Here is a 26,597-nt window from a genome sequence, read left to right on the forward strand (position 1 = left end):
ATCTCACGCTTGAGATGAACGGCATCGGCAAGGTAACGGTCCGCAGAGGCCCCCTTCCAGAAAGGATCGCTATCGGCTGGCCGCGATGGAACACCATCGAAAGTTTTGGCAAGCCTCTTGGCGTAGCCAACAAAGGCCGAGGCGAGCATCTCCTTTTCTGTCGCCTCACGGAGCAGCTGTTCCCTGGCAGCCAAGATCAACCACCTCTTTCCTTCAAGGCGCTCGTCAGAGCGCCATGCATTCGGCCCAACGCGGCATCTCTCAATGTGTTGTGCTGGTCTGACGTCGGCGCGCCCTGCCCGTTAGCCTTCATTGAGTCGATCATCGCATCTACTTGCAGGTTCACAAGCTTCGTGGCAACCGTCTCCGCACTATCCGGTGTCTTTCCATCCAAGTAATCTGTGATGATTTTCTTCAACCTGTCCTTGATGCCATCGAGCATCAGGGCCTTGCCAGTGCCAGGGATCTTGCCATCAACGGGCACGAACTGATCGATGTAGTCGATCGGGATCAGGAGGTTTCCGGCGAGGCAGTCCGCATACTGGTCATCGCTCCACTCCGCGTGCGTTGATCCAGACAGCAGCAGGTTCGCCAGCGCTCCTGCCCGTGCGGAGTAGTTATAGAACGCGGCCGCACTGTAGTTGTCCGGGCCAAAGGGGTTGAAGCGGCCCATATCCATTTCCTGGACGTACTTCTTTCCCAGCGCCATCAGGGCGCTTGCCGCGGCGGGGTCTTGCATGATTGCGCCGAAGAAGCGGGCAGTCACTGCCGGATCGAGGGTGTTCCATGGAGCTCGCGGCGCCAGATAGGGGGGCGGTAAGGGTGGGTTGGCTACTCCGTCCGCTAGCGCCTGCTTGTACGCCTCCTGCGCTCTCTTGTCCGCCTGCCCGCGGGCGAGCTCGTCGAGGATGGGTCCCATGTGCTTGGCCAAGACTCGACTGATGGGCGAGTTGGGGAAAGTACCGATTTCGCCGCCTAGCCAGAGGGAGTGCTCGGCTCCAAGGCTGTTGATGACCGTGACCCAGGCGCGTTCCCGCACTTGATCCGTCCCAAATCCTGGCTTCAGCGCCCCGTCCAAGGCCTGTGCCAGGGCTTCTTCGTAAGCAGGGACGCCGCTCGACCTGATGGTGTAGGCGTCAAGCAGAACCCCGGATTCCTTCGGGTGCTCGGCCAGGAATCGCTGAAATGCCTCGGGATTCGCAGCGAATGCCTTGGCCAGGTTGTACAGGTTCCAGTTGGGGTCCGTGGGAAACCCGTCGGAGTTCGGTGGGCGATTCAGAAGGTCGGTCGCCACCCGCGTGAGGAACGTACTCGACTGCGGAGCCAGCTTGACGAGAGCCGTCAGTATGTCCGAGGGGGCAGTCTCGACCATCTTCTGCCATTCCGGTCCGAGCCGCCCCGAGCTTTCTGCGCTGGCGAAGGCCTTGGCGAGCAGTCCTGGCGCACCGGCCCCGGCCCGCCTGCTCGCCTCTGGCGTCAGACCTCTGCGATCCCCGCTGGCTTGTGTGTTCATCCAGTCGCGGAACAATTTCTGGAAGATCTTGGGGCCGAGTGCAGCCAGCAGAGCCGCAGCGTAGGCGGGATCATCGACGCGGCCTTTGAGCGCCGCCATGGCCTTCTCCACCTCAGTCCAGCTCTGCTGGGAGAGGTGTTCATCGTGGTGCTTGAGCGCCTCGGTGATCGCTACCGCGTCCTTCTTGGCCGCCAGCGCCGCCTCTGTCTGATTGCTGAAGGGCAGAGTGGCGGCCAGCATGCCCTTCTGCTGTGTCGGGACCATCCGTTTGAGGATGTCCACACGCCACTTGAGGTCCTGCTGCGACTCGTGGAAGAACGCCCAGGTACGGTGCATCGCAGCAACGCCCGCGCGGCCGGCCCAGTCGGCACCGGCTTCGGCAATCGCCGCTTCGAGTCCTGACCGTGTTCTGCCGAGGACATCTTTCCCGGTCTCCATCTGGCGGATCAGCTTGTCAGCGCCGAGGGGATCGATCCCGACGAACTCCCCCATAGACCCCTCCCAGAGGGCATGGCTTACATGGCGAAAGTCAAGCACGCCCTGATACGCGAGGTAAACGCGTTATACAATCTCATTAGCTATTTGAACCGCCAATATACGGTCAGATCGCACAAGTCTTCGCATGACCGAATTTCGATCCAGGAGTCGGCTCGCCACAGCTGCCGTACTTCCTCAGCAGACAAGGTAGAGGGACAGGTCACGTCGGTGTAGAACCGAGTACGGCAGCTGAGCCGAGCCTGTCCAGGGCGTGGCATGATCCACGCCAGCCGTCCCAATTCTCGTCATCGTTGGAGACTCACATGCGAATTACACCCTTGCAGAGCTGACTGTGCCGATCTTCGAGGAAGACCTAGCCAAGTCCGTGGTAGGCCTAGACCGCTCGCTCGATCTATTCGCGAATCGCTTCGAGCTGACCCGGCATATCATCTCGCTCGTAAATGAGGATCCACCCGCAGAAAAGATCCTTTACCTCCACGGGCTTGGCGGCAACGGCAAGTCGTTGCTGTTGCGGCACCTGGAGCAGCGTTGCTGTCTGCGGACGGGCCAGTGGGCGGCCGTTCGCGACGCCTCCGACTCATTGCTGCTGGAACGACTGACCGAGCATGGCGTGCAGGTGCCCGTGGCAAGGATCGACTTCGGAGCACGGCCGGCGGGTGAGAACCGCCCGCAGGAGGCGTTCTCGGGGCTGTTCATGCTCAAGCGGCAACTTGCCCGCTACGGCATCGCGACTCCTCGCTTCGACTTCGCCGCCATCACCTATCTCCACAAGCTCGGCTTCGACATCGCTCACCGGGTGCCCGAGCTGTTCCCGCGAGGAGAGGCCGGCATCGCGCTGGACATCGCCGACGCCATCATGACGCTGCCGGTTCTGCGCGTGGGACAGCAGCTGTTCCAAATGATCAATGTGCGGATGGACAAGGTCTTCACCAGGAGACGGATGCAGCGCCGTGTCCCCCAGGAGGACGCCGAGCAGATTCTCACCCTCGTACCCGAGCCGGATCTCCTGCACGAACTCCCCCGCCTGTTCGCCAAGGACCTGAACGACGCCGCGAGCGACCATCCGCGCATCGTGCTGCTCTTCGACACCCATGAGGCATTCTTCGGCGAGGCGATCGGAGACCCGGACAGCCTGATCCACGCTGACAAGCTGATGCGCGACGAGTGGCTGCGCTGCCTCCTGGGCCACCTCGACCTGAGCGCCGGGATCGTCACCATCCTGGCGGGCCGTACCCGTCCGCCGTGGTCAGCGGCACCCGTCTTCCCCATCCCCGAGCGATATCTGGATCTCCGCTTGGTCGGCCACCTGAGCAACACCGACGCTCACCACTACCTGAGCATGGCCGGCATCACCGAATCGCCCATGCGCGAAGCCCTGGTCGAGTACTCCTCCACCGCACCCGACGAAGTACACCCATACTTCCTGGGCCTGTGCGCGGACGTCGCTCTCGCCGCAGGGTCACGCCTCAACCCTGCGGACTTCACCAGCCTGGTGGACAAGGAACGCGACCTGGCCCACCGATTGCTGCAGTGGACGCCTGCCGAAGCCGAGTACGGGATCCTCGCGGTCAGCGCGTGCCGAGCCTTCACCGCCGAGACCTTCCGCCACCTGGGACAGAAGCTGGACTTTCCCTGCGACCGCAGCGCGTTCAGCAGACTGACGGCTTTCTCTTTCATCGCCCCGTTGCGCGGAGGCACAGCCAGTGGATCCGACGCCTACACCATGCACAACATCTTGCGCCGATCACTGCAGAACGTCCGCCCGGCCGAGCTACGCCGCGCGCATGAAGTCCTGGTCCAGCACTACGGCGAGCGCGAGGAGTTCACCGCCGAGATGGAGACGGCCTATCACTTGAGCCATCTCGACCCAGCGCAGGGCGTGGCGGCCTGGGTGGTGCTCATGGATCGCAGCCTCGCCACCGGCCGCTTCGACCAGTGTCGCGCTCTCGCCGGTCTGCTCAGCGAACTGCGCATCCGTCGTGACGAGGACCGGGGCCGCTGCCTGTACCGAGTTGCCCGCGCCTACCTCGGTCTGGGTCATTGGAACCAAGCCGAAGCCCTGCTGAATGAGCTACCTCAGGGGTCTGCGCATGCCGAGCTCGTACGCGCTGAAGTAGCTTTCTGCAGGGGCGACTTCGAACGAGCCGAGCACCTAGCACAGACAGCCTTGGCTCTCGCGGAGGGGGACGCACGGCAGGGGTTCCTGTTCCGGTTGGCCGAGATCGAGCTGTACCAGGGGCGGTTCTCGGATGGATGCCGACATGCCACCGAAGGCATGAACAGCACGGCCGACCAGGCTCCATGGCTCAAGCTCCTCGGCGAGATCGAATACTTCTCCGGCAACGTCAACCGGGCGGACACACTCATCAACCAGGCGCTACAGGAGGTCATCGCCCGTCCTGCTCACCTTAGGGATCAAGCGCTTCACGCCGGCCTATTGCAGGACGCCGCCCTGGTCGCCGAGGCTACCGGCGCTTGGCGCATCGCGTTGGACAGTCAGAACAAGGCGCTCGCCATCCGCAAAGCCTCGGAGGACGCTCGCGGAATCGCCCAGTCCATGCATGGGCTGGGCAAGGCTCAGTGCGGCCTCGGGCTGCTGAAAGAGGCCGCTCACAGCCTTGCAGAAGCAGGTCGGATGGCCCGAGACCTTGGAGACGGTCTGCTCGCGGCGAAGATCACGCACAGCGAAGCCGACGTCCACTTGGCTAACGGCGACCACTCAGGCGCACGACGGCTGACTGAGCAGGCACTGATCGAGTTCAAGCACCATGGCACTCCGTACGACATCGCGTCCGGCCGGCTGTCGCTCGCACGCCTCATGCAGGGCCGCGAGCGCGTCCGCCATGCTGACATCGGACGGCGCCTCAGTGTTCAAGGAGGGTTCGACGTTTTGGACCAGTTGTTCTCTGACCAGGCGATCCCCTCCGCAGAGCGGATCCTCAGCGGGCTCATCGGGTTCTGCTGTGGTGACGCTCTCGGCGTACCGTGGGAGGGGAAGCCTCCCCAGGACATCGCCCTCACAGACGTCCTGACCGCCCGCGGAGAATGGCCGCCCGGCAGCACCTCGGACGACACCGAACAACTCATCCTGCTCGCCGAGAACCTGATCAGCACCGGCGGCTCAGAACGTGCCTTCCTGACCGCCCTCGCTGCGGCACTGCCCACCATGCACGGCGCCGGCCCGACCACGCGGCGAGCGGTCGCACGGTTCGAAGCGACTGGGTCCCTCACGGCAGACGGCGGAGGAACCAACGGCGCGATGATGCGCGTCCTGCCTGTCGGTTGGGCGGTACCCGCCACCGAAGCCCAGGACCGCCGCGAGCTGGTCGAGCGGATGACTAAGACCACCCACGCCGACGTGGGAGCCATCGCCACCGCCGGTGCAGTCGCCGGCATGGGATCGTGGGCCCTCGAAGGCTGTACCGTCCAGGAGCTGATCGCGGTTGCTGCCGAAGAACTGAATCACTTCGGCGTTCCCGGCGTCGAGGGGTGGGAACTGAGCCCGGACGGGGTGTCTCTAGACGTCATGGACACATTGGGAGCGGTCCTGCACGTGCTCGCCCTCCACGAGGAACCAGTTGACGCCATGCGGTACGCGGTCAGCCTCGGCGGGGACACTGACACCGTGGCTGCAATCGTTGGAGGCATCCTAAGCTGCCGCCAGAACGCGGTGGACATCCCATGGGCGTCGCAAGTCGTTCTCTCCTCGTCGTTGGAGACGCTCGCGCAAGGACTGCGGGCCAAGCGACGGGCTATGTATGCCTGACTTCTGGGTCATCGGGCCCATCGCCTGGGACCTCGCCATGTACGTCGACCACCTCCCCCACAGCGGCCACTTCGTCCAAGCCTCCGAGAGCGCCGAGCGTCCTGGGGGTACCGGCGCGAATGTCGCCACTGCGCTGAGTCAGGCCGGGGCGCGCGTGCACATGGTGGGCTACGTAGGGGCGGATGCCGCCGGACAGAAGATGACGGCGACGCTGACTGCGGCCGGGGTAGACATCGATCACGTACAGGTCCTGGACGGACACACCTCCTCCGTCGTCCTGCTCATCGAGCCCAACGGCGAGCGCACCATCTTGGGCATCCACCCTGATCTACTGCACGACATCACCATTCCCACTGCGGCCGTGGCGCCAGGGGACATCGTCTATTTCGCCGCCTGGCGCGACGTCTTCGCCCCTGCAGCCCAGGCCATGGCCGCCGCCGGAGCTGTGGTCACGAGCGTCCCGCCGGGCACGGTCCCGGCCATGCGGTACCTGATCGGGTCTCGCAACGAATTCACCGTCATTCCCGAGGACAGTACGGCGATTGTCACCGCGGGCGCCAGCGGTGTCACTGTGCATTCAGCAGGCGGCACCGATCATTTCCCAGCGGTCCCTACGGATGCCGTGGACGCAACCGGCGCCGGAGATGCCTTCGCCGCCGGCCTGCTCTGGGCGATCGGCGGAGAGAGACCGCTCGTTGAGGGGGTGCAGCTTGGACTTTCCTGGGCTGCCGCCACCGTACGGGTGAAGTCATCCGTACCCACCGAGACGCCCCAGGCGTGCCCCCCTTCGCTCTAGCCAAGATCAGTCAAGCAAGCGGCGGCACGCCCAATTGCGGATGCGGAACTTGGAGACGGCTGGCGGGAAAAGCTTGTCGCATCTCGCGACGATCAAGGACTGTGTCCGCTCCTCAGCGTCGTGCTTCGGGGCGGCGCGTCTGACTTCTGGCGTTCGACGTGGAACCGGTCGCGGCTCTACGTCCCGGCGGGCAGGCCGAGACGATCCGGAACGGGTGACTGCTCGTACCCGCCTTCTGGGCGATGAAGTCGTCTTGGGCTTCGGCTGCTTGAGAGTCGGGCTGGACCTCGCAGGAGAACGCACGCTGAACGTCGGCGAAGGCGTCGGCGTCGTAGCGGCCGGCGACGATTGAGCCATTACAGATGGCGGCGTGGCCGTCGGGACAGGGTCAACGCCGGATGAGCTGAGCGCGCTGCCGATGATTGACCAGGCGGCGAAGACTGCGCAGGTCGAGCAGCCGATCCCGAGCAGCACTTTGACGGCGCGATTCATACGCCAAGGAGATGATCTCTGTGGTGCAGTCGGAGGCGAGTACTTACGCCATTCGAGGGAGGTCGCCGTATCGCGTCGGGTTCGAGGGCGGATCGGCATACCGTACGGTGGTCGCCTCAGCGGTCCAGTTGAGTCGTGGTCCTTGTGCATTAGCCTCCTCTCGCTGCTTGTATGCCAGAGTGACGCAGCGTGCCGTCTCTGAAACGGAGCGACGCGGCATGTCGAGCAGCACGAAGTGAAATGGCCCCGGAAAACCGGGGCCGAAGGTGAATAACCTGGACTTACTCATCAAGAGCGTCATTGATCTTGTTATTGATCTGCTCTTGCTGGCCATCCATGCATTTGGCGTAGACCCGCAGCAGAACATCCACGCTGTGCCCGGCACGCTTGGCAACTTCGACGGCTGGGACGCCAGCGTTCAGCCAGAGCGACACCGCCGCGTGGCGGAGGTCGTACGGTCGGGCGGCGAGCGACGAGGCGATCTGTGCGGGGGTGAGAGCGAGTTTGCGGGTTTCCTGCCAGACGTAGGAGTGTGCCGAACTGGAGTAGGTGCCGCCCGTCCTCGTGGTGAAGATCCTTCCGTCGTCAGCGGTGCCGTACGCGGCGATGTGCTCGCGGAGTATGGCGACCAGGACGGGCGGGATGGGAATCTCTCGCGTCTCCTTGTCCGCGCGGTGCTTCAGGCTGCGCGACTCGTGGGTTTCGCCAGAGTTGGTCCAGCGCTTCGTTCCTTGGGGGCGCGCCTTCTCCAGGACGATCAAGCCCCAGCCTGCTTCCGGGAGAGTGCAGTTCCTCTGCCGGAGGTCGGCGGCCTCTTCGGGCCGAAGCGCGGCGTAGTAAATGCAGGCGAACAACGCCTGTAGCCGAGGGCCGCGCTTGCGTCCGACCTTGGGAATGGCGTCGAGGAGTTGCTTGGCTTGGGCGGGGTTGACCACAGTGCGCGGGTCGACCGCCGTCACGGCCTTCGGCACTGTCCACTTGATCCCGTCCAGCGGGTTGTTGCTGAAGACCTTCTGCTCTACCGCATGCTCAAGCAGGTGATGCAGTACGGCGCGCTTACGCCGCACGGTGTTGGCCCCGGCGGGCGCGCCGGCGAAGGTGACGGAGATGGCGGCGAGAGCCGTACGAAGGACGTGTGCCTCTCCCAGAGCCGACAGCGGAAGAGAGGCCCTTTCCAACCAGCTCAGGGCCGCTGTCTGCGTCGAAGTCAGGTCCGTACGCCGCTTCTCCGGCAGCAGGGCGTGAACTCGCAGCACCTCGCGCAGCGCTTCTGCCGAGGGACGGCGCGGGCGTCAGCGACCAGGGCGGGCACCAGTGACAGGAGCGCGTACGCGTCGGTCTCTCGCGTGCGCGCTGCGGACAGATCCCAGCGGCGGAGTACGTACGCCTGCGCGAACTGCAGGAAGGACGGTCCGGCGGCCTCCTGCTCCAGCATCGACACCGGCAGCCCGGTGGCGACGTCGAACTCCTCCCCCGCCTTGGCCGCCTGCCGAAGGTCGGACATGAAGGCGTTGGCCAGGCCCTTGGTTCGGAAGCTCTTGGACTTCTCCTTGCCCGCGACTCTCCAGCGGGCGACGTAGACCGCCATTCCACGGTTCGATCGCTGCTGGACCTGACTGAACTTCACGTCGTAGGTGGTGTTCACGCGGCCTCCCGTCGAGAGTCGAGCCAGGCGATAAGGTCGCTCCGCCAGACGCGGAGTTCGAGGTTGGGCAGTTGAACGCAGACGGGCGCGCGGCCGAGCTCGCGCCAGCGGTAGAAGGTGCGGCGGGAGACTCCGCCCAGTTCGGTGAGGACCTGAGGAACGGTCAGCAGCTCGTCGCTTCTGCTCATTGAGGATCACCGACCATCTGAGGCAGGCGGACGCCGGTTATGGCTGCGGCGAGGAGCTGTTCGCCCAGGGAGAGGCCCTGTCCGGCGTACTCCCAGTGGGCGACGACCAGGACGGTGTCCTCCTCGAACAGAGGGAGTCGTCCGGTGGTGATCTCTTCGGTGCGCATGTGTTCTTCGCGAGCGGCGCGGAGTGCGCCGAGGGTGGTGGAGTAGCGGCGGCTCTTCGTGGAGAAGTGGCCGCGGAAGCCGAGCATGTGGGCCCAGTGAATGAGCCGGAGCTCGGCCAGGGCGGGTTGGGTACCGAGGTTCATGCAGGCGGCGATCAGCCGACGCGCGTGCTCCCGCACCGGGAGAGCCTTCAAGTCGTCGAGAGGTTGGATTCGCCGGTCCAGGGTGCCGACGCATTCGGCGGCTTTGGTGGCGTACTTGGCGATGTAGGCGGCTACGGCCTGGTCGGTGAGGTCCCCGTCCATGGTGATCTGGCGGCTGTCGAGCTGGGTGCCCCAGCGGAAGACGCGGCTCAGCGGCTTGACCTCTGCCGTCACGGCGGCGGCCGCGTGTTGTACGGCTTGGACGAGCGTGTCTGCCGTGGCCCACATCGGTGGTGGCGTCCCCGGACCGTCCAGGCCGTCGAGGCGGATGACGGCATGGAAGTGGACGACGCCGCGGCGCTGGTACTCGGCGACCTTGGCGAAGGCGATGCTGACGTGCTCGCGCAGGGCCTTGACGGTCAGGCCGTTGAGGCGGGCGAAGCGGCGACGCAGGGCGAGCGTGAAGCGGCGCCACAGCTCAGGGCTGATGGCGTTGAACAGGACCGAGCCGTCGTAGTCGTAGCAGTCGGGGCACAGCGGCTCCCCAAGGCAGGGATCGTCTGCGCCGTGCCGATTGGTGCAGGACATCGTCCGTCCGTGCGGGCACGTCTCGGCGTCGCGGCGGGCGTGGCAGGGCAGGACCTTGCCGTTCTTCTCCCGTCGTGCATGTACGACTCCGAAGGACGGCGCGGTAAGGGTCACGAACAGGCACGGGTGCGAGTTGACCGTCTCGGGCACGCCCTTGCCGCCGACGAGGCCGGCGCGGACGAGTTGGTAGGTGTCGGCGCGGTAGACCTCGGCGCAGGCCGGGCAGCGCGAGGCGCGGCGCGTCTTGCACGACACCCGAAGGACCCCGTTGGGCTCGGTGTTGGTGCTGTAGCGGTGTAGAAGGTGGCCGGTGGCCTGGTCCCAGTGTTCGACCTTGCCGCGCAGGTGAATGGGCTGTCGGCAGCCGCCGGTGCGCTTGATCTGGCAGGCCCAGCGGTTGTAATCGGGGTCATGAAGTCGGGAGATCATCCCGGCTATGGCGTGCTGGTGGTGCAAGATGGATCCGTCCTGTCCGGATGTGCTCTGGGTGGGATGGCCCCTCACCTGGCGCGGAACTTGGCGGTTGTGTGGCCAGGTGAGGGGATCTCGGCTATGCGCCGTGGTTGTCGATTCCGGTGCCGTGGCAGTCGCGGCAGGTGTCGCCGTCTCCGTCGAGGCCCGAGCCGTTGCAGGTGCAGCAGCAGCCGGGCGCGATCAGGACTTGTCGCTCTTCCGGCCTCATGATCAGCGGCTCTCGCGCGGAGTGATCTTGAGGTAGATGCGGTAGTGGCGCGGTCTGTTCCTGGCGGGGAAGGCCCGCGACATGGACGTGACCGTGAAGTTCTGGCGTAGGTGGATCAGGCCGAGGGTGAGTTCGGCGCGGTTGCCTTCGAGGCGGATGCGCATGGTGCGTACCTCCTAAATGTCGGTCTGGATGCAGTCGCGGTAGCTGTCCACGGCGGCGTGGCGAGCACGGGCGACGGCCAGGATGGCGGTGAACTCGTAGGTGACCGGTCCGAAGGAGATGCCGGTCATGTAGTGGCCGTGAGGAAGGTGGTCGGGGTCGATCCCCGTACCGAGCAGGGCGGCGACCTTGTCGACCTCGGCGCGCAGCTGGTCGTCGGGGCCGTTAGCGGGGAAGCCGCGTATGATGACGGGTGCTACGGAGGTCGGTACTTGCGGGTTGGCCTTGAGGAAACCGGCCAGGGCGATCAGTCCGGCGATGAGGACGTCTCGGTCGTTGTGCATGGTGATGCGCCTTTCAGGTGGTCTCTGCGACGGTTGGGATGGTGCGGAGTAGGTCGGAGGCGAGCTGATCGGATACGCCCAGACGGGCGCGGAGGACGTCGCGGGTGATGGGCTTGCCGTGCCTGGCGTGGTGTTCGTCGGCCACTCGCCGGGCGTAGTCGATCAGCGCCGGTGAAGGGCCGGGCCGGTCGTTCTCGGCCGGGGCCAGAGCAGGAGGATCGTCCGCAGGGACGTCGGTTGAGGACGGTTCGAAGATTTCCGGGGACGATGCCGGACGAGGGCCGGACGTACGGCGTTCGAGCATCGAGACGGCGACGAGGAAGGCGGCGGCCGGGGTGGCGGCGGTGATCCAGCCCCAGACGGTCGGGTCCGCTTGTTGCAGGTTGGCGGCCAGGGACAGGACGATGCCTCCGGTCAGGACGAGTACGGGCCAGGACGTCAGGCCGCGTTGCTGGCGGCCGGTCTTCTTGTCGCGTTGGCGTTCGCGGGCGGCCATGACACAGGTCAGGTCGATGCAGACGGCGATCGCCCAGGCCATCCAGCCGGACTGCCCGTGCTCACTGGCGGTGTCACGGATGTGGGTGAAGGACCCAGCTCCGGCGATGAGGGCCAGGACGAGAACGGGACCGGTGTCCATCAGCCAGTGGGCGAGGCGTCGCATGAGGTCAGGCCTTCCGCGGGTCCGGAATGGAGTCGAGGAACTCGGCGAGGTCGGCGTCCGTCGGTGGCGTGGTGTGGCCGGAGACGACACCGGCCCAGGGCGGGGTACGGTCCGCGTAGGCGGTGGCGGCGTGCTCGGCGGCTTGTTCGCTGACGTAGAAGGAGCGAGCGCGGTACCACTGGCCGTCCTGAGAGGCGACGATGGCGACGCCGGGTGTCTCGGCGGGGATGGCCCGTGCTGAGGCGAGGGCTGCGGGGTCGAGGTCGCCGAGGGTCATGTTGGCGGTTTCTGGGTCGTTGACGCGGTGGCAGATCCGTCCGGAGCACTGGGCCCGCAGGGCGGTGACCCCGGGGCCGAGGTCGGAGCCGATCCGTTGACCGCAGCAGAACAGGTAGATGCCGAAGGCCCGGCCGAGTTGGGCCACCCGCAGGAGAGCTGTCGAGGTCTTGGCGATCTCGTCCTTCTCGCTCTTGCCGGCCATCAGGTAGAGCTCGGCCAGCTCGTCGACCAGGACGACGATGGGCACGGGCCGCTGCTCGTCCGGAAGTTGCCAGATGTTGCGCGCGCCGGCCTCGCGGCATAGGGCCATGCGGCTGGTCATCAGGTTGACGAGGTCATCGAGCAGGGTGGTGCACTCAGCTCGCGTGGTGCCCAGCGCGGAGAGCCGAGGGTTGTACGGGGTGAACTCCACGCCGCCCTTGAGGTCGAAGCCGACCAGGGCGACGGGTTGCGGAGCGAGTCCTTGGACCAGGGCGTTGGCCAGATTGGACTTGCCGGATTGTGTGGCCCCGGCGTTGATGTAGTGCGGGACGGTCCTGAAGTCGATGATCCACGGGCCGCCGGTCTCCAGACGGCCCACGATCACCTTGAGCAGTTCGGGTGAGGTGGGCAGGACCTCGACCCGGACGAGCGGATCGCGGACGGTGGCGGACAGGACGACCCGTCCGGGACGGGATGACGAGACGCGTATCGCGTGCACACCCCACGAGTGTGCGAGGCGTTCGGCGGCGTCGGAGTAGTCGGCGGGGATCTGGCCTTCCAGGGTGTGCAGGGTGACGCGCCAGCCGTACCGCGTGGGCTTGGGCAGCCACATGAACGGCTTGGTGTCCACGGCGATGCGCTGCCACTTGCGCCGGACGCGGACGACGCCGGTCGAGGCGACCAGGCCGGGGACGGTGGTGAACCAGAAGCGCTGCCGCTTCTTGGTGAGGTTGCAGCCGAGGGCGATCTTGCGCCAGCGCGCCCGTACGCTGATCGCGGTCAGCGGGAAGGCCGCCACGAGCCAGAACGACGGGTAGTGCCAGCGGCGCCAGGCCCAGAGCCCGGCCGCGACGGCGGCCAGGACTCCGAGCACGATGAGCGTGTTGTCAGACACGGAGCGACTCCGTGTCCACCGGTAGGAGCGCGGCGGCGCGGTAGGAAATGCCCCACCGACCGGCGATCTCCCAGACGTACCCGACCAGGCCAGTCGGGTTGATCTGCTGACCGGCGCTGATCGGGGGCTCCCCCGAGGTGCCGATCTTGACGAGCTCGATCCGGCCGAACTCGTCCTCGACCGAGGTGGTGATCTCGTAGACGGTGTTGCCGTGCTTGTCGGTCTTGATCTCTCCGGTGTCCTTGTTGAGCAGGCGCGGCTTGGGCGCCTTCACGCAGGTGATCACGAGCTTGGAGGTGTCGACGGGGATCGGGATGGTACGCACGAGAGCTGGTCTCCTTCAGAGGCTGATGTTCTAGTTACTAAGATACCTAGGTATCTAGCTCTGTAAACCGAGTTTGCTGACTTGGATCGAGATTGCTTACAGGTTGCCCAGAGACCTAGGCACCTAGAACCGCTAAAGTTGGGGTATGGCAACCGACCGGCGCCGGCCGTACCTGCGAATCGCCGAGGACATCCGGCGCGACATCGCATCGGGCCGCTACGCGGTCGGCGAGCGCCTCCCCGTGGCGCGTGAACTGGCTGAACAGTACGGCGTTGCCATGATGACGATCGGCAACGCCCTGGCCGTCCTCCGCGATGAAGGACTCATCGAGACCCGCCAGGGCGCCGGCAGCTTCGTCAGCCGGTCCCCCGACGACGAGACCGCCGGCCCGGCCCCTGGCGAGCACAGCGAAGAGTTCCGCATCATCTCCGAGCAGCTGAGCGAGATCCGTCAGCACATGAACAAGCTGACAGTCAGGCTGGACGAGCTAGACGCCCGGACTCGTCCTGATCAAGCCGAGAAGCGATCCTGACGGTACGCCGCTGGAGTTCGGCCAGGTCGACCGTGATCTCCGCGAGCTCGCGTAGCAGGATCTGTCGTTCCATCTCACTGAGACCCACGTACCACCCCATTGTGTAGGCAGGACGCCGAAGCGTCCCCGGGTTACCTGACGGGTGGGGAGCCACTGCGCGGTTAGCTCTCCGATGTCGTGCTCAGAGCAGCCGCATCACTTTTGCGAGGTTGAGAATCTCGCGCTGACGATGCAGGTTGCCGCTGTCCCTCAGGTCGCGCACGATGTTGCGGACCAGTGGACGGTTCCGGACGTGCTGAGGCGCGATCCGGTCGGCACGAAGCAGAGCGTCTGCCGCTTGGTTGTCCTTCCTGTTCATGTGGTAGCCAGCCGCGGTACAGGTCCAGTAGTGGGCCTGGCGTTCGGACGAGGCGATCTGAGCGACTTCGACGTGCTCGGCACGGGAGATGACCTCGCGAGGCCGGCCCAGCTCCATGCTGACCTCAACCGCGTGGATCGTGGTGTTCACCCGGTTGAACTGCGTTTGGAAGACGTTGCCGTCGCGCGGGAGGGTTTCGGCGACCCGGTGAGCCTCCTCAAGATGCCCCTCAGCCTCTCGTTGATCCCACAGCCGGGAGTACGCCACGGCGGCCCGCAGGTGCAGAGCGCCCCACATCGCCTTGATCGTGTCGCTTCCGCCTACATGAGGTTCGAGCTGATCGAGTGCTGACAGGGCCGCGTCCTTGGCGGGGTCGAGCTGCGCTTCGTGCAGCCACACACCGCACAGATCCCAACTCGCCGCGGCGACCAGGTCCGGAGCGCCGACCCGTTGCGCGGCCACGAGTTCACGCTGCACGGCGGTCCAGCCGAGGTCATGATGCCCCAGCAGGTTGGACGACACTCGCGCCATGTGGCAGACGCGCAGCATCAGTGCTTCGGCCTGGTCGCGATCGGCCGACGAGTCGTTGGTGATGGCGATGAGATCGGCGAGGATGCCGGGCAACACCTCGCCCAGAGCGGTGAACCTGGCGTCCTGGCGGAGCCGCTCGGCGAGACCCACGTTGGCTTCAAGCTCCTGCAGCGGACGAGGTTCTCGGGTCGTCCGGAGCAACACCCCGCTGGGCAACGAAGCCTGCTGAAGTGCGAGCCGTAGCGCCGGCACCGCCGAGTGGCCGGAGTCGAGTTCCGTCGTCTCGTGCTGGTACGGCTGACCGGTGAGCTCCGCGACCTCCACCCCGAGCACCTCGGCGAGCTGCCCGACCACGCTCATGCGGTCAAGCGGCATCCGCCCGTTCTCCACTTTCGACAGCCAGGAGACGGACCGGCCGACCTTTCCGGCGAGGGTGGCCTGGTCCCATCCCTTGCGGTGACGAGCCCGCGCGATCCGCTGGCCCTGCGTCACGTACTCTGTTGCCACGTCCGAGCCCTCCCTCTCGCCGTTGCTTGCTTCGACGATAAGACGGATGGCCTGCGGCACTGGCAGAAAAACTGCCAGTCGGAGGGCATGCGAAACCGCAGGTCGGCCTTCGACCTGCGGAAACGCTCGTCACAGATCAGTTGCTAATCGTGACGCTACGTGTGCGGGGACTTGGGACATTCGGCGCGTCTTACCTCGCTTCCCCGTTGATGAGCTGCCGCCAGAGCGTCTCGGCTTCGCTGACCCGGACCTTCGGGCTCTCGGCGATGGCCCAGGGTTTGACGGATCGGTCGTATCGCCGAATGAAGCCCTGCCCGCCGGCCCGGCAGTCCTCGAAGACCAGCGCCAGGCATTCGCAGGTGTAGCCCCGGACGCGGGCCGCTTCTGGATGCCGCTGAACCGGGGTCCACCTCACCGGCACCGCGTCCGGGCCAGGAGAGGCGGGGTGCGTGCCGTGGAAGTCATGGTCATCTGCCACAGGGGGTCACCGTCCTTCGTGACGCGCGATCTCCGGCAAGGCGTCGTCGACGCCCAAAGAAACCGCAACCGATGAACAGGCGTTGGTGAGCGAGGAGCCAACTCCAAACGCAGCGTGCGCACTTACGGGCGGCAGGCCGGCGCGCAGCTGCGAAGCCCCACCCGGCGGGGCCCTGGACCATCACTCACCAACGCCATACCTCCAAGCTAGCAAGCCTGTAACCCCCTGTCTATTCCATGGAGCTTCGTGAAGCTACACGATCCGCCGTGAAGGGTCGTGAAACGCCCTCCTACTCTCGTAGCGTGGCCAAATATGTCGAGCACACGCGCACCTGGGAGTTCGACGAGGACCGCTCCCGCTGGGAACAGATCCTCGAAGTGCTGAACGCGCGCATCGACTCGGGCGAGTGGGGCCCCAAGTTCAAGATCTCCGAAGTCAAGCTCATGGAAGAGTTCGGAGTCGCCCGCCCCACCATCCGCAAAGCCATGGAACGCCTCAGAGCGGCCGACAAGGTCTATACCGTCCCGAACCTGGGCAGCTTCGTGAAGACCAAGGCCGAGGCCGAATAGGCAAGGACGCCGATGGCCTCGCGGTGGTCTCTCGGGAGATAGGGTCCGGGGACGTGAGCCAGCGGATCGACTACCACAACGACCCAAGCGCGCCTGCCGCGAACAGCCTCGTCCCGTCCGTGAACGTCGTAGTCACCAACGAGGCCGGCGAACTGCTGCTCATCCGCCGCTCCGACAACGGCAACTGGGCGGTGCCATCGACCTCGGAGAGTCCATCCCCCAGGCGGCCATCAGGGAGACATTGGAAGAGACTGGGATCACCTGCGAGATCACGGGCCTGGTCGGCACGTACAGCGACCCCGGTCACGTGATCCACTACACCAGCAACGACGAGGTACGCCAGGAGTTCTCCATCGTGCTCGCAGCCAGGCCCGTCCGCGGCCGGCCGACGCCGAGCAGCGAGTCCCGAGAAGTTCGCTGGGTGCCGCGGCATGAGGTCGCCAACTACGGCATGGACCGCTCAATGCAACTCAGGATCAACCACCACCTGCAAGGACACACCCCGTACATCGGCTGAGGCACGCCACACCCGTCAAGGATCAACCGAGATCGGCGCCCCTAACGTAGAGCGACAAAGGACCAGGTCAGAGGCATTATCGATCACCGGATGAGACTTTTCTCTACGTCTTCAAGGGCAGCCCGCCTACGGCGGTCTGCCGCACGTTGGGCGGTCGCTGGCCGCGCTGCGGCTCTCCGGCCGGTCGCGGCCAGCGCCGCCCACGTAGCCAACCACGGAATTCAGTAGCCCGAATCAATCTTCTACCGCAAAGCGCACAAGCCACTAAAATGCGCTTTCTAGATCAACCTTCCTCTTAAGGCCATTCCCTTGCCTTGGCGGCCATATACCTTCATGTTGAAGGCGGCCGACAACGATCCCCGGCGACACACCGATTTCATTAGCAAATACGCGAACGGAGCTGAGAGATTTAAGCGTGCGAAGCTTCGCATGATGCTTCCTCGGAATCAGCAGATCACCCGAAAATCTGTTCGCTTCCGCCTCCTTGGGGTCGTCGGTAGGAGCGCCGTCCTCTATCCAGGTGTCGCCTCTTCCATGCAGTAGGATGTGGCCGATTTCGTGAAAAAAGGTAAACCAAAGATGGTCCTCAGTCTTGTAGCGGAGACTAAGAAGGAGCATTGCCTTGTCGCCGGAGATCCATCTCGTAGCCCCGCTTGCGCGCGCGCCAGTAATTTCTGCCACGAACACCACTGCTACGCCGAACTGGGAACAGATATCACGCATTATCGGCGCTATAAATGCAGGGGGCTGAGAAGAAAGCTGCCGCAGTCGAGGCAATGCATCCCGAAGACCCGAACCGTCGAACGGCTGACACTCAATATCGCGCGCGGCGAGTTCACCAAGTCGAAGCCAAGAAGCGACCGCACCAGGGCTAGCATTAAATGATTTAGTCTGCCGGAAAGCAGCGACTGGGTTTTCATATAGATCACGCCATGTCTTCAAATGCGCGACACCGAAGAATCCAAGCAGCTGTTGAACCCGCGAGATTTTATCTTTCGGCTCTTCTGGGAGAATCCCCCGTTTGACTAGTTCGCGAACCGGCATTTCATCGAGCCATGAAACCGCCTCCAACAGCTCATGCTCTATTCGCAATCGCTGTTGAGCGGACTGATAGTCAGCCTCGAGACGATTCCAGAGCTTTGCAGGCATACCAGTTACGAGCTCCAGCCGTTGAGCAATCTCGCGGCTTAGCGGCACAAGGCCCTGAATCAACCGATTAACATGTTTCGCACTAAGGCCAAGCCTGGTTGCAAGTTCACGCTGAGTCATACCTAGCTCGTCGAGATACTCGCGGATAGTCTCTCCAGGAGGCACGGCGTAGTCGGGGGCGCCAGAAGGATGGAACTTAGTTGTAGTCATCTCTTACGCTCCTTTCATTCTGCGTGGTCATCCGTGGTAATCGACGACTTCTATGACTAATACGGCGTCATCTTCTCCTAGGCCGTGGTCTACCTTCTCTTTAGATGTCATGAGCCGGAACACGAGCCGCCAGCCCTGATGGAGATCCATCGCATGGCAGCCCGCATACTCGCCGTGTAAGGGGTGGCAACGCCCAGGCATGCGGAAGAGGTCATCCAGGGTGTCCGCCACGCGGAGGGCCTGGAGACGTTGCCCAAGTTTCCGAGCCCCTTCGGCACCGTAGACCTTGCGCATCTCCCGGTCTGACTGGCACCGGAGCTGGAGACGACTGTCCGCATAGAACACCTCCAACTGTGCCAGCCTCTCCTAGTATTAACCAATCTGGTAAACGAAAAACTCCCCTGCCTGGACACGATAGCGTCACCTTCCGTCGTCCGGACCGAGTTCGCCGTCAGCATAGGCCCCACAGTTGGCTCATCACGGTGGGCAACCCGCAGCTCCGGGCCGCCTGCAGCAGGACCTGGGTGTGGGGCGGAACTGCGTGGTATCAGAATGGCGCGTACAAGGCACCGTGCCAGCTGGGAAGCCTCTAGTGCAGCACCCCAGCGGAGTACCTCAGGCGAGGCCTCGTCGAACAGGCCGACAGCGCCGAGCAACTGACAGGTGAGGTATCGGCATCAGGCTTACTTGTCTAGCGCCACTGGGTTCCTCGGCGCAGACCGCTGTGCCTACCTTCTGCCGCCTGCCCTATCGGCTGCCGCGCCGCTTCCGCTCCCCGGACCTGGCGGCCCTGCGCTCCGGGTCTACTTGCCGCCGGGATTCACGGGTTGCCGTGGTCTGCTTACAGCAACGCCGTCTCACGCAGCCTGATCGTCCTGTGACGGCGTCGCACGCACGATTGCGCAGCAGCACTGGCCCTCGACCACGATCCTCCGCACCCGTTTCCGTGGAGGCAATCCAGCGCAACGTGGATCTTGCTCCTGCCCGGAATCAAGGATCGGCCCGGACAACGCCGGAGCCCCGTCCGTGATCGGCAGCAGCGTCAGATCTAGGTGTCCTCATACGAAGCCTCGGAGAACCTTTCCCTCCCAAGCAGCACAAGGAGCAGCTAGTAGTACTCACGGATGTATCCCAGTGCCCTCCCGAAGACATCCTGGTCGCGGATCTTGAACTTGATATAGAGCGCCTTGCGGAGCGCCTGTTGGACGAGGCGATCGCCTTCGTTGGTACCCTGCCAGCCATCAAAGCGGACGGTACGGACGACGGAGTCGATCTCGTCGACGACCTTTTCGGCGAGGATCGGAGTCTCCTCGTCCTTGAGTGACTCAAAGAGGACGGTCAAGGCGGCCTTGCCGAGCTCCTCGCGGGACACCTCAGCGGCGGCCTTCTCCGCTGCGACCGTGTCGCGCGCCAGCGCGAAGAGCTCCTTGAGGAACTCCAGCGATGCCTGCTGAGAGTGAGCGTACTTCTTCCGCAGAGCATTTAATCGCTGGCCAAGCTCGATGAAGGCCGGGTTACCGACGTGCTTGGAGATGCGGGCAATGATCCACTTTTCGACCTCGACGGGGTCGATGTCCTTGCGCTTGCCGGTCATCAGGTCCTCGATGACCTGCGCATCGAGGATGATGGTCTCCAGGTCGGTGCGGGGGACCTCGACGGTGACGTGCTCGTATATGAGCTCAAGCGTCTTGGCGCCCAGCGTGTGCCAGACCAGCCGGCCAGTGACGTCAGCGGGCTGAACAGACTGGTAGACGTGGGTCAGCCAGCGGTAGTCCAACTCGTACTCAGACAGGATCGGGTCCGGAGAGAGGGTCTCCCACAGCTGGGCAACGATGCTGTACGCCGCTCCGAAGGCGTCGCGGGACACTTCGGAGTCAATCGCGGTCTGCGCCTGGATCAGGCCCTCGTAGCCACCGACCGTGCGGTCGACGCCCGGGAAGAACGCCAGAGCAGCCTCAATCGCGGGGCCAAGTTGCTCGCGGAGTACAGCGATATTGGAGATGATCTGCTGAACGGACTTGTCGTCGAACTTGAGGGCTTTGGCGACGTCGTCGAAGATGCCGAGGTAGTCCACTATCAGGCCGTGGGTCTTCACGGGCGGGTAGACCCGATTGGTGCGGCAGATTGCCTGGAGCAGGGTGTGCTCACGCAGGGGCTTGTCAATGTACTGGGTGTAGAGGATCGGGGCGTCGAAGCCGGTGAGCAGCTTTGCGGTCACAATGATGATCTTCAACGGGTCGGCCGGGTCGTTGAAGCGGGCGGTGATCCCCTCCAACTCATCCCGACCGGGCGTCCACTGCTTCCATGCTGGCTTGTCTCCGCGGCTGGTGGACATCACGATCGTGGAAACGTCCGAACCGAGCAGGCGGTCGAGCTCTTCCTTGTACGCCACGCAGGTGACCTTGTCATAGACCACGACCTGCGCCTTGAGACCCTGTGGCTCGACCTTCGTTGTGAAGTGCTCGGCGATGTCGGCGGCGATCTTGCGAACCCGGACGGGGGCTTTGATCAGCGCCTCTAGGGAGGCGGCCTTCTTCGACAGGGTGGCGCGGTCCTCCTCGGTGAGCCCGTGACGGGCGGCGAGCTCGTCGAAGGCCGCGTCGATCGACTCCTCGTCCAGGTGGATCTCCGACAGTCGCGGCTCGAAGTGAAGCGGCAGGGTGGCGCCGTCGCGGATGGAATCGGAGAAGGAGTAGCGCGAGAGATACCCTTGCTCGTCCGCCTCGGAGCCAAACCACATGAACGTATTGCGGTCGCGTTTGTTGATCGGCGTCCCAGTCAGCCCGAACAGGAACGCGTTAGGCAGCGCCTCGCGCATTTTGCGGCCGTAGTCTCCCTCTTGGGAGCGGTGAGCCTCGTCGACCAGCACGATGATGTTGTCGCGCGCATCCAGCACACCAGGTGCTTCGCCGAACTTGTGGATCGTGGTGATGATAATTTTTCGCGCCCCCGCTGCCAGGAGCTCCTGTAGCTCCCGGCGGGACTCGGTAGAGACCAGGTTCGGTACGTCCGAGGCATTGAACGTCGCGGTGATCTGGGTGTCCAGGTCGATCCGGTCGACCACGATGATCACCGTCGGCGAGGTCAGCCCCGCCATCGCACGCAACTTCTGCGAGGTGAACACCATCAGCAGCGACTTCCCCGAGCCTTGGAAGTGCCAAATCAGCCCCTGCTTGATCCGCCCGTGCAGCACTCGCTCCACTATCAGATTGGTCGCCTGCACTTGCTGGAACCGCGCGATCACCTTGATCTTGCGGTGCTTCTTATCGGTCGCAAAGAGCGTGAAGAACCGCAGGAAGTCCAAGATCGCATCGGGATTCAGTACGCCCTCGACCGCCTCCTTGACCGCCGCAAGGTCTAGCTTCACCGGCGTGTGGTCGTCACCGGACTCATCCGCTCGCCACGGCCCCCACAGCTCCACTGGCATCCCGACCGACCCGTAGCGAAAGTCCTTACCCTCCGTGGCGAAGTTGAGCACGTTCGGCACAAAGAACGCCGGCACATTGACCTCGTAGTCCTCCTTAACCTGCGCGGCCGCGTCGATCCAGGAGTACGCCGGCCGCACCGGCGACTTCGCCTCCCCCACGACCAACGGGAAGCCGTTGCACCAGATCACCAAGTCGAAGCGCCGTTCCAGTCGCCCGACCCTGCAGGTCACCTCGGTGGAGACGATCCAGTTGTTCGCACTGTGCTCGTTGGGGTGATCGAAGTCGATCAGTTTGACGGTGACATGCTCGCCATCGGGCCCGAATGGCATCGTTTTTTGCCCGGTCAGCCATGCCGCAAACACCTCGTTCGCCACCACCGGATTCGGCGTGTTGCGCGCGGAGATTAAAATCGCGCGCAGTTGGTAGATCACCTCATCGGCCAGATCCGGGTTCGCCTCAATGGTCGGATTGAGGCTGATTAACGCCTCCCGCACCTGCTGCTCTAGCATCACTTGATCGGCGCGGCGCGGAAGATGATTCCCCGGCACAAACTGCACATCGACCGAGCTCACCAGATCCCGGACGAAGTCGCGGACAGTATTCGCCTCGTTGAAGGTCACTCGACACCCCCGAAGATCTCGCCCTGAAGGCTTCTATGGAGCGCGTGGAGTTTTGAGCTTTCCCTTGCCACACTCGTGAGTGCGTCTTCGAACGAATCCACACGACTGAGCAAGTGGATCTGATCATCAATAGAAGGCACCACGATGCTGCGCGCGATGTAGTCCTTAACTGACAGATTCGTGATGTTGGTCGTCTTCTTTGCGTAATTCCGAGTAACACCAGTCGCCCAGTCATGTCGCAGACGCCAGAATAGGAAGTGCGGCTCCACAACTTCCCGGTTCGGCCGAAGCAGCCGTTGAAAGTCGGTGGGTATGCAGGGAGCCAGCTCTCCGCGAGCGATCACGACGCGCCCGACTGGTTGCGAGGGCGAGCCTCCAGATCGCTCAAGAATAATGTCCCCGTCACGAACAAGGCGCACATCGGCCTGCCGTCTGCTCACGGAACGAACAGGCGACCCATCAGTTGCCAGTTGGGTCGCGCCATCCGCATACACGCGTGGCCCAAGCGCTAGTACATCAACCTCAGCCTCGCCCTTTGGTGAGCCCCAGATACCACCAATGACGTCGGTACAGAGGTCAACGATCTTTACCCGTGGTCCAGGGGCCGCCCGGAACGCGTGAGCGAGGAAACGCTGAAGCGCGGCCTCGATTGCCGATACCTGACGATCCAATTCGGCTCTGTGGCGTTCCATCGCCCAGAGGAGGTCAGCGAGACGCTGCTGTTCGTCGACGGCAGGGAGGCCGAATTCGTAGTTCGCCAACTCCGTCCAGTTGATGTACGGGTTGACCGAACCTCGGGAGTTGGTAACTGCGTACGAGTGGAAGACCTCAGCACTGAGGACGAACGGCAAAAACCGCTGGAGCAGGACAGACTCATCACGGCTCTCCAGCACGAAGGTCTTTTCTCCAGTGACGCCCTCGAACTCCGGGACGGCTGTCTTACGCAGGTAGGAGCGCCGTGAGACGTAGAGCACGTGGCCAGGCTTGAACCGCTTGTAAAACATCGGCCCGATCGGGTCGCGCCCGATGACGCCCCACTGGGTGATCGCGAGTTCGTTGCTAGGGATGTGCTCACCCGCGAGGAAGCGTTCGAGTCCAGACGTCTCGGCATCGACGCGATCGGTGACGTGCTTGGCAACGTCGCCGAGGGCGACGCGTTTCCAGGCGGACTTGTCTAGGTTGAGGTTCACTGGGACACCTCCTCGCCGAGCATGGCCAGGACTTCCTCGACCGCCCGGTCGGACTCCGCTGCGGCCGCACGCCACTTCCTCAGTGCGACATCGAGCGACTCACCATCAGCGCTAGTGCTACTGCCCGTCGCTGAGGTGACGTACGAGGAGATGGCCAGCGAGTACCCACGCTCGCGAACCTCATCAATGGTCGCCACGGCTGCGAAGCCGTCGACGGCCTCGAAAGCCTGATAGGCATCGAGGATCCTCGTCTGGTTCGCTGCGCGGAGGAATGACTGCGTCCGCTCGCGCGCAACCTCCTTGCTCGCATCGATCAGCAGAATCCTGCCTCGCCTGCCACGTGGCTTCTGCGTGCGCAGGATGACAACGGCTGCTGGCATCGGCGAGTTGTAGAACAGCCCTTCGCCAAGCCCGAGCACGCACTCAACCATGTCGGATTTGACCAAGCCCTCCCGCACGACGACTTCGTCGCGACGGAACAGCACACCGTGCGGCAGGAGGATCGCAGCACGGCCGGTTCTCGGGTCGAGGCTCTTCGCGATGTGCTGCAGGAAAGCGTAGTCAGCCCGGTTCTGTGGTGGGACGCCCCACATGTTGCGGCCGTAGGGATCCTTGCTGAAAGCGGCCCGGTTCCAAGCCTTGATGGAGTAGGGCGGGTTGGCCAGGACGACGTCAAAGGTCCGCAGCCGGCCATGGGCGTCGAGGAACGCGGGGCGGGCGAGGGTGTCGCCGTGGGCGATGTGGCCGTCGGCGATGCCGTGGAGAAAGAGGTTCATCTTCGCGATCGCCGAGGTGCCGTAGTTGAGCTCCTGGCCATACAGGCGCAGGTTGCGCCACTCCTTGCCCTGGCGCTTTAGCTCGGCGACGGTGGAGATGAGCATGCCGCCGGTGCCGCAGGTGGGATCATAGACCGACTCCCCCGGCTCCGGCTGGAGCAGCATTGTCATCAGGTGCACCAGGGTGCGATTGGTGTAGAACTCCTGGGCGGTGTGCCCGGAGTCGTCGGCGAACTTCTTGATCAAGTACTCATAGCCCTGCCCGAGCTCATCCTCGGGCAGGTTCGCCACCGACAGCGTCTTGGTCGAGAAGTGCTCGACCAGGTCCGAGAGGGTCGAGTCCGGGAGCAGGTCCTTGTTAGTCCACTCGCCGTCGCCGAAGACGCCGGTGAGGGTGTCGGGGTTAGCGGACTCGATGGCCCGCATCGCGGCCTTGAGTGCGTTGCCGACATTGCTGGTGACTTTGCGCAGGTCGCCCCAGTGGGCGCCGTCGGGGATGGCGAAACGGTGGTTCTCCGGGAGGTCGGCCAGGTCCTCGTCGCCGTACACTTCCAGGGCGGCGGCGTGCTCCTCGTCGTAGACATCGGAGAGGCGCTTGAGGAAGACCATCGGGAAGATGTATTGCTTGTAGTCGCCGGCGTCGATCAGCCCCCTCAGCAGCACTGCGGCACCCCACAGATGGGACTCCAGTTCCCGCTGGGTGATCTGCTTCGGGCTCGTCGTGGTCATGCGCCTAGCCTCCACTTCGCCAGCTCAGCCTCCAGCGCTGCGCGAGTCTCGCGGGCCTTCGCGTGCGCGGTATCCAGGTCGACCAAGGCCTGCTCCAGGGTGATCTGCTCACCGACCGCGGCCGGCTTGACGTACAGTGGGATGTTCAGGTTCCAGCCGTTGACCTTGATGTCGTCCAGGGTCGCGACCGCGGCCAGGCCGAGTTGGTCGGCGTACTCCTGATACGCCTTCAGGAGGGTCTCGGCATGGTCGGGTTCGAGGGTGTTCTGGTTGCGGCCGCGCCTGAAGAGCAACTCTCCGTTGACGAAGAGCACCTTGTTCTGCTGCTCGGCGTGGCGCTGACGGCGCAGGATCAGCACGCAGGCGGCCAGGCCAGCGCCGTAGAACAGGTTGGGCGCTAGGCCGATGACGGCCTCCACGAAGCCGGCCTTGAGGATGTGCTCGCGGACGCGACCCTCGGCGCCCTGACGGAACAGGGCGCCCTGTGGGAGGACGACCGCCACCCTTCCTCCGGTGGGTGCAGCGGAGGTAAGCATGTGCTGGACCCAGGCCCAGTCGGCGTACCCCTTCGGCGGCACCCCGCCCGACTCGTTACGACCCCACGGATCGGATGCCCACTGCTCGTGGCCCCAGTTCTTCAGGGAAAATGGGGGGTTGGCGATCACGCAGTCGAACCTGGCCAGCCGGCCGTGGTCAAAGTAGGCCGGATCGCGCAGCGTGTCACCACGCTCGATGTGGAAGTCCTCCACGCCGTGCAACAGTAGGTTCATCCGCGCGATCGCGGAAGTGGTGAGCACCTTCTCCTGGCCATACAACTTGCCGAGCACGGTCTTCGGATCACCGCCGCGGGCCTTGATGTGCTGGATGACTTCGATCAGCATTCCACCGGTGCCACAGGCCGGGTCGTAGACCGTCTCGCCCTCCTGGGGGTCGAGGATGTTGACCAGTAGCGCGACCACTTCGCGCGGCGTGTAGTACTCGCCTGCCTTCTTGTTGGACTGGTCGGCGAACCGCTTGATCAGGTACTCGTATGCCTGCCCCAGTACGTCGGGGGCGGCCTGGGAGATCGAAAGGGTCTTGGTCGAGAAGTGCTCGATCAGGTCAATCAGCTTGCTGTCCGGGAGCTTGTCCTTGTTGGTCCAGCTCGCACCGCCAAAGATGCCATACAGCGTGCCCTGGTTGGCTTGTTCGATTCCGCGGAACGCGGTCTTGAGCGCCGCACCAACGTTTTCCGCGCGCTCGCGCACGTCTTCCCAGTGGCATCCTTCGGGGATGATGAACCGGTGGTTCTCCTCGAACGCCGCATACATGTGGTCGCCACCGGATTCGTCCAGCGCGCGGGCGTACTCCTCGTCGTACACATCGCTGATCCGCTTGAAGAACATCAACGGGAAGATATACGCCTTGAAGTCCGCTTGGTCGATGCTGCCCCGCAGCAGATCAGCCGCTCTCGCCAGATACGACTCCAACTCTCCTAGCGTCAGCGGCACCGGAAGCTCCTGTTCTCCAACACCGACCCCACTCGATCACTGCCCGTTTCCATACTTGGCTTGTTCAGTTTGCTCGGCTCGCCATCCGACGAGCACGTGTCGGAGCCTAGCGGGATCTGCCGACAATCTGGCTGCCGCGGGGCTTCCGTTCCTCGGGCCTAGTGTTC

At 64.2% G+C, this 26,597-nt stretch carries 22 protein-coding genes and 1 pseudogene; 5 read left to right on the top strand and 18 right to left on the bottom strand.

From position 1 onward, the window contains the following. Both FXF51_RS62215 and FXF51_RS49175 read right to left on the bottom strand, forming a co-directional pair. Positions 1–194 (bottom strand): hypothetical protein (locus FXF51_RS62215; RefSeq protein WP_222871814.1); only part of this gene is annotated, 194 nt, incomplete at its 3' end. A 2-nt stretch (positions 195–196) separates the two neighbouring features. Next, the gene (locus FXF51_RS49175; RefSeq protein WP_148441736.1) at positions 197–2,005 is read right to left on the bottom strand and encodes a hypothetical protein; all 1,809 of its coding nucleotides are present in this window, start codon (positions 2,003–2,005) and stop codon (positions 197–199) included. Between the two features lie 337 nt (positions 2,006–2,342). Between FXF51_RS49175 and FXF51_RS49180 the strand changes: the two genes are divergently transcribed. Continuing rightward, complete coding sequence (locus tag FXF51_RS49180; RefSeq protein ID WP_148441737.1) at positions 2,343–5,777, top strand: ADP-ribosylglycohydrolase family protein; 3,435 nt, start codon at positions 2,343–2,345, stop codon at positions 5,775–5,777. After that, positions 5,770–6,573 carry a carbohydrate kinase family protein gene (locus FXF51_RS49185; RefSeq protein WP_148441738.1) on the top strand — a complete coding sequence of 268 codons (804 nt, stop codon included), beginning with the start codon at positions 5,770–5,772 and terminating at the stop codon, positions 6,571–6,573. Before FXF51_RS49180 ends, FXF51_RS49185 begins: the two co-directional genes overlap by 8 nt. A 773-nt stretch (positions 6,574–7,346) precedes the next feature. Here FXF51_RS49185 and FXF51_RS49190 read toward each other — a convergent pair. The 9 genes from FXF51_RS49190 to FXF51_RS49220 all read right to left on the bottom strand — a co-directional run bounded on the left by FXF51_RS49190 (position 7,347) and on the right by FXF51_RS49220 (position 13,346). Next, on the bottom strand, positions 7,347–8,321 hold the full coding sequence (locus FXF51_RS49190; protein WP_262380378.1) for a tyrosine-type recombinase/integrase: 975 nt from the start codon (positions 8,319–8,321) through the stop codon (positions 7,347–7,349). Further along, positions 8,273–8,710, bottom strand: coding sequence for a hypothetical protein (locus tag FXF51_RS63210; RefSeq protein ID WP_262380379.1), 438 nt, complete (start codon positions 8,708–8,710; stop codon positions 8,273–8,275). Before FXF51_RS63210 ends, FXF51_RS49190 begins: the two co-directional genes overlap by 49 nt. Continuing rightward, entirely contained in the window at positions 8,707–8,898 is a 192-nt protein-coding gene (locus FXF51_RS49195; RefSeq protein WP_148441739.1) for a helix-turn-helix transcriptional regulator, read from the bottom strand. Before FXF51_RS49195 ends, FXF51_RS63210 begins: the two co-directional genes overlap by 4 nt. After that, entirely contained in the window at positions 8,895–10,226 is a 1,332-nt protein-coding gene (locus FXF51_RS49200; protein WP_148441740.1) for a replication initiator, read from the bottom strand. The genes FXF51_RS49195 and FXF51_RS49200 overlap by 4 nt, the downstream gene beginning before the upstream one ends. A 255-nt stretch (positions 10,227–10,481) precedes the next feature. Beyond that, positions 10,482–10,643, bottom strand: a complete 162-nt coding sequence (locus tag FXF51_RS61380; RefSeq protein WP_187414998.1) for a hypothetical protein — start codon at positions 10,641–10,643, stop codon at positions 10,482–10,484. A gap of 12 nt (positions 10,644–10,655) precedes the next feature. Beyond that, the gene (locus FXF51_RS49205; protein WP_148441741.1) at positions 10,656–10,985 is read right to left on the bottom strand and encodes a hypothetical protein; all 330 of its coding nucleotides are present in this window, start codon (positions 10,983–10,985) and stop codon (positions 10,656–10,658) included. Positions 10,986–10,998: 13 nt separating this feature from the next. After that, positions 10,999–11,646, bottom strand: coding sequence for a DUF2637 domain-containing protein (locus FXF51_RS49210; protein WP_148441742.1), 648 nt, complete (start codon positions 11,644–11,646; stop codon positions 10,999–11,001). A 4-nt stretch (positions 11,647–11,650) separates the two neighbouring features. Continuing rightward, on the bottom strand, positions 11,651–13,021 hold the full coding sequence (locus FXF51_RS49215; protein WP_262380380.1) for an FtsK/SpoIIIE domain-containing protein: 1,371 nt from the start codon (positions 13,019–13,021) through the stop codon (positions 11,651–11,653). After that, positions 13,014–13,346: a hypothetical protein gene (locus FXF51_RS49220; protein WP_148441743.1), complete on the bottom strand. Its 333-nt coding sequence runs from the start codon at positions 13,344–13,346 to the stop codon at positions 13,014–13,016. The genes FXF51_RS49215 and FXF51_RS49220 overlap by 8 nt, the downstream gene beginning before the upstream one ends. 145 nt (positions 13,347–13,491) lie before the next feature. Here FXF51_RS49220 and FXF51_RS49225 point away from each other — a divergent pair, with 145 nt between their 5' ends. Further along, positions 13,492–13,878, top strand: a complete 387-nt coding sequence (locus FXF51_RS49225; RefSeq protein WP_148441744.1) for a GntR family transcriptional regulator — start codon at positions 13,492–13,494, stop codon at positions 13,876–13,878. 181 nt (positions 13,879–14,059) lie between these two features. Here the strand turns inward: FXF51_RS49225 and FXF51_RS49230 are convergent, their stop codons facing one another. Further along, on the bottom strand, positions 14,060–15,274 hold the full coding sequence (locus FXF51_RS49230; protein ID WP_187414999.1) for a helix-turn-helix domain-containing protein: 1,215 nt from the start codon (positions 15,272–15,274) through the stop codon (positions 14,060–14,062). A gap of 190 nt (positions 15,275–15,464) precedes the next feature. Then, positions 15,465–15,752 carry a hypothetical protein gene (locus FXF51_RS49235; protein WP_148441746.1) on the bottom strand — a complete coding sequence of 96 codons (288 nt, stop codon included), beginning with the start codon at positions 15,750–15,752 and terminating at the stop codon, positions 15,465–15,467. Positions 15,753–16,054: 302 nt separating this feature from the next. Here FXF51_RS49235 and FXF51_RS49240 point away from each other — a divergent pair, with 302 nt between their 5' ends. Beyond that, entirely contained in the window at positions 16,055–16,321 is a 267-nt protein-coding gene (locus FXF51_RS49240) for a winged helix-turn-helix domain-containing protein (RefSeq protein WP_148441747.1), read from the top strand. 53 nt (positions 16,322–16,374) lie between these two features. Then, positions 16,375–16,838 (top strand): annotated as a pseudogene (locus FXF51_RS49245) (NUDIX domain-containing protein). 264 nt (positions 16,839–17,102) lie between these two features. Here the strand turns inward: FXF51_RS49245 and FXF51_RS49250 are convergent. The 5 genes from FXF51_RS49250 to FXF51_RS49275 all read right to left on the bottom strand — a co-directional run bounded on the left by FXF51_RS49250 (position 17,103) and on the right by FXF51_RS49275 (position 26,430). Then, positions 17,103–18,197, bottom strand: a complete 1,095-nt coding sequence (locus tag FXF51_RS49250; RefSeq protein WP_148441748.1) for an ImmA/IrrE family metallo-endopeptidase — start codon at positions 18,195–18,197, stop codon at positions 17,103–17,105. A gap of 1,108 nt (positions 18,198–19,305) precedes the next feature. Beyond that, positions 19,306–22,245 (bottom strand): type I restriction endonuclease subunit R, encoded by a 2,940-nt coding sequence (locus FXF51_RS49260; protein ID WP_148441750.1) that lies wholly within the window; start codon positions 22,243–22,245, stop codon positions 19,306–19,308. Next, positions 22,242–23,435 (bottom strand): restriction endonuclease subunit S, encoded by a 1,194-nt coding sequence (locus FXF51_RS49265; protein ID WP_148441751.1) that lies wholly within the window; start codon positions 23,433–23,435, stop codon positions 22,242–22,244. Before FXF51_RS49265 ends, FXF51_RS49260 begins: the two co-directional genes overlap by 4 nt. After that, a complete protein-coding gene (locus tag FXF51_RS49270) occupies positions 23,432–24,940 on the bottom strand; it encodes a class I SAM-dependent DNA methyltransferase (protein WP_148441752.1) in 1,509 nt (502 codons plus the stop codon). Before FXF51_RS49270 ends, FXF51_RS49265 begins: the two co-directional genes overlap by 4 nt. Next, positions 24,937–26,430 carry a type I restriction-modification system subunit M gene (locus tag FXF51_RS49275; protein ID WP_148441753.1) on the bottom strand — a complete coding sequence of 498 codons (1,494 nt, stop codon included), beginning with the start codon at positions 26,428–26,430 and terminating at the stop codon, positions 24,937–24,939. Before FXF51_RS49275 ends, FXF51_RS49270 begins: the two co-directional genes overlap by 4 nt. Between the last annotated feature and the right edge of the window lie 167 nt (positions 26,431–26,597).

It is taken from the genome of Nonomuraea sp. PA05 (assembly GCF_008086045.1).
GTDB classification, from domain to species: Bacteria; Actinomycetota; Actinomycetes; order Streptosporangiales; family Streptosporangiaceae; genus Nonomuraea; species Nonomuraea monospora.

Bases quoted from the DNA above. Each gene is read 5' to 3' on its own strand.
- FXF51_RS49175 (WP_148441736.1), bottom strand. From the start codon at position 2,005: ATGGGGGAGTTCGTCGGGATCGATCCCCTCGGCGCTGACAAGCTGATC.
- FXF51_RS49185 (WP_148441738.1), top strand. From the start codon at position 5,770: ATGCCTGACTTCTGGGTCATCGGGCCCATCGCCTGGGACCTCGCCATG.
- FXF51_RS49195 (WP_148441739.1), bottom strand. From the start codon at position 8,898: ATGAGCAGAAGCGACGAGCTGCTGACCGTTCCTCAGGTCCTCACCGAA.
- FXF51_RS49200 (WP_148441740.1), bottom strand. From the start codon at position 10,226: ATGATCTCCCGACTTCATGACCCCGATTACAACCGCTGGGCCTGCCAG.
- FXF51_RS61380 (WP_187414998.1), bottom strand. From the start codon at position 10,643: ATGCGCATCCGCCTCGAAGGCAACCGCGCCGAACTCACCCTCGGCCTG.
- FXF51_RS49205 (WP_148441741.1), bottom strand. From the start codon at position 10,985: ATGCACAACGACCGAGACGTCCTCATCGCCGGACTGATCGCCCTGGCC.
- FXF51_RS49210 (WP_148441742.1), bottom strand. From the start codon at position 11,646: ATGCGACGCCTCGCCCACTGGCTGATGGACACCGGTCCCGTTCTCGTC.
- FXF51_RS49225 (WP_148441744.1), top strand. From the start codon at position 13,492: ATGGCAACCGACCGGCGCCGGCCGTACCTGCGAATCGCCGAGGACATC.
- FXF51_RS49250 (WP_148441748.1), bottom strand. From the start codon at position 18,197: ATGACTACAACTAAGTTCCATCCTTCTGGCGCCCCCGACTACGCCGTG.
- FXF51_RS49270 (WP_148441752.1), bottom strand. From the start codon at position 24,940: ATGACCACGACGAGCCCGAAGCAGATCACCCAGCGGGAACTGGAGTCC.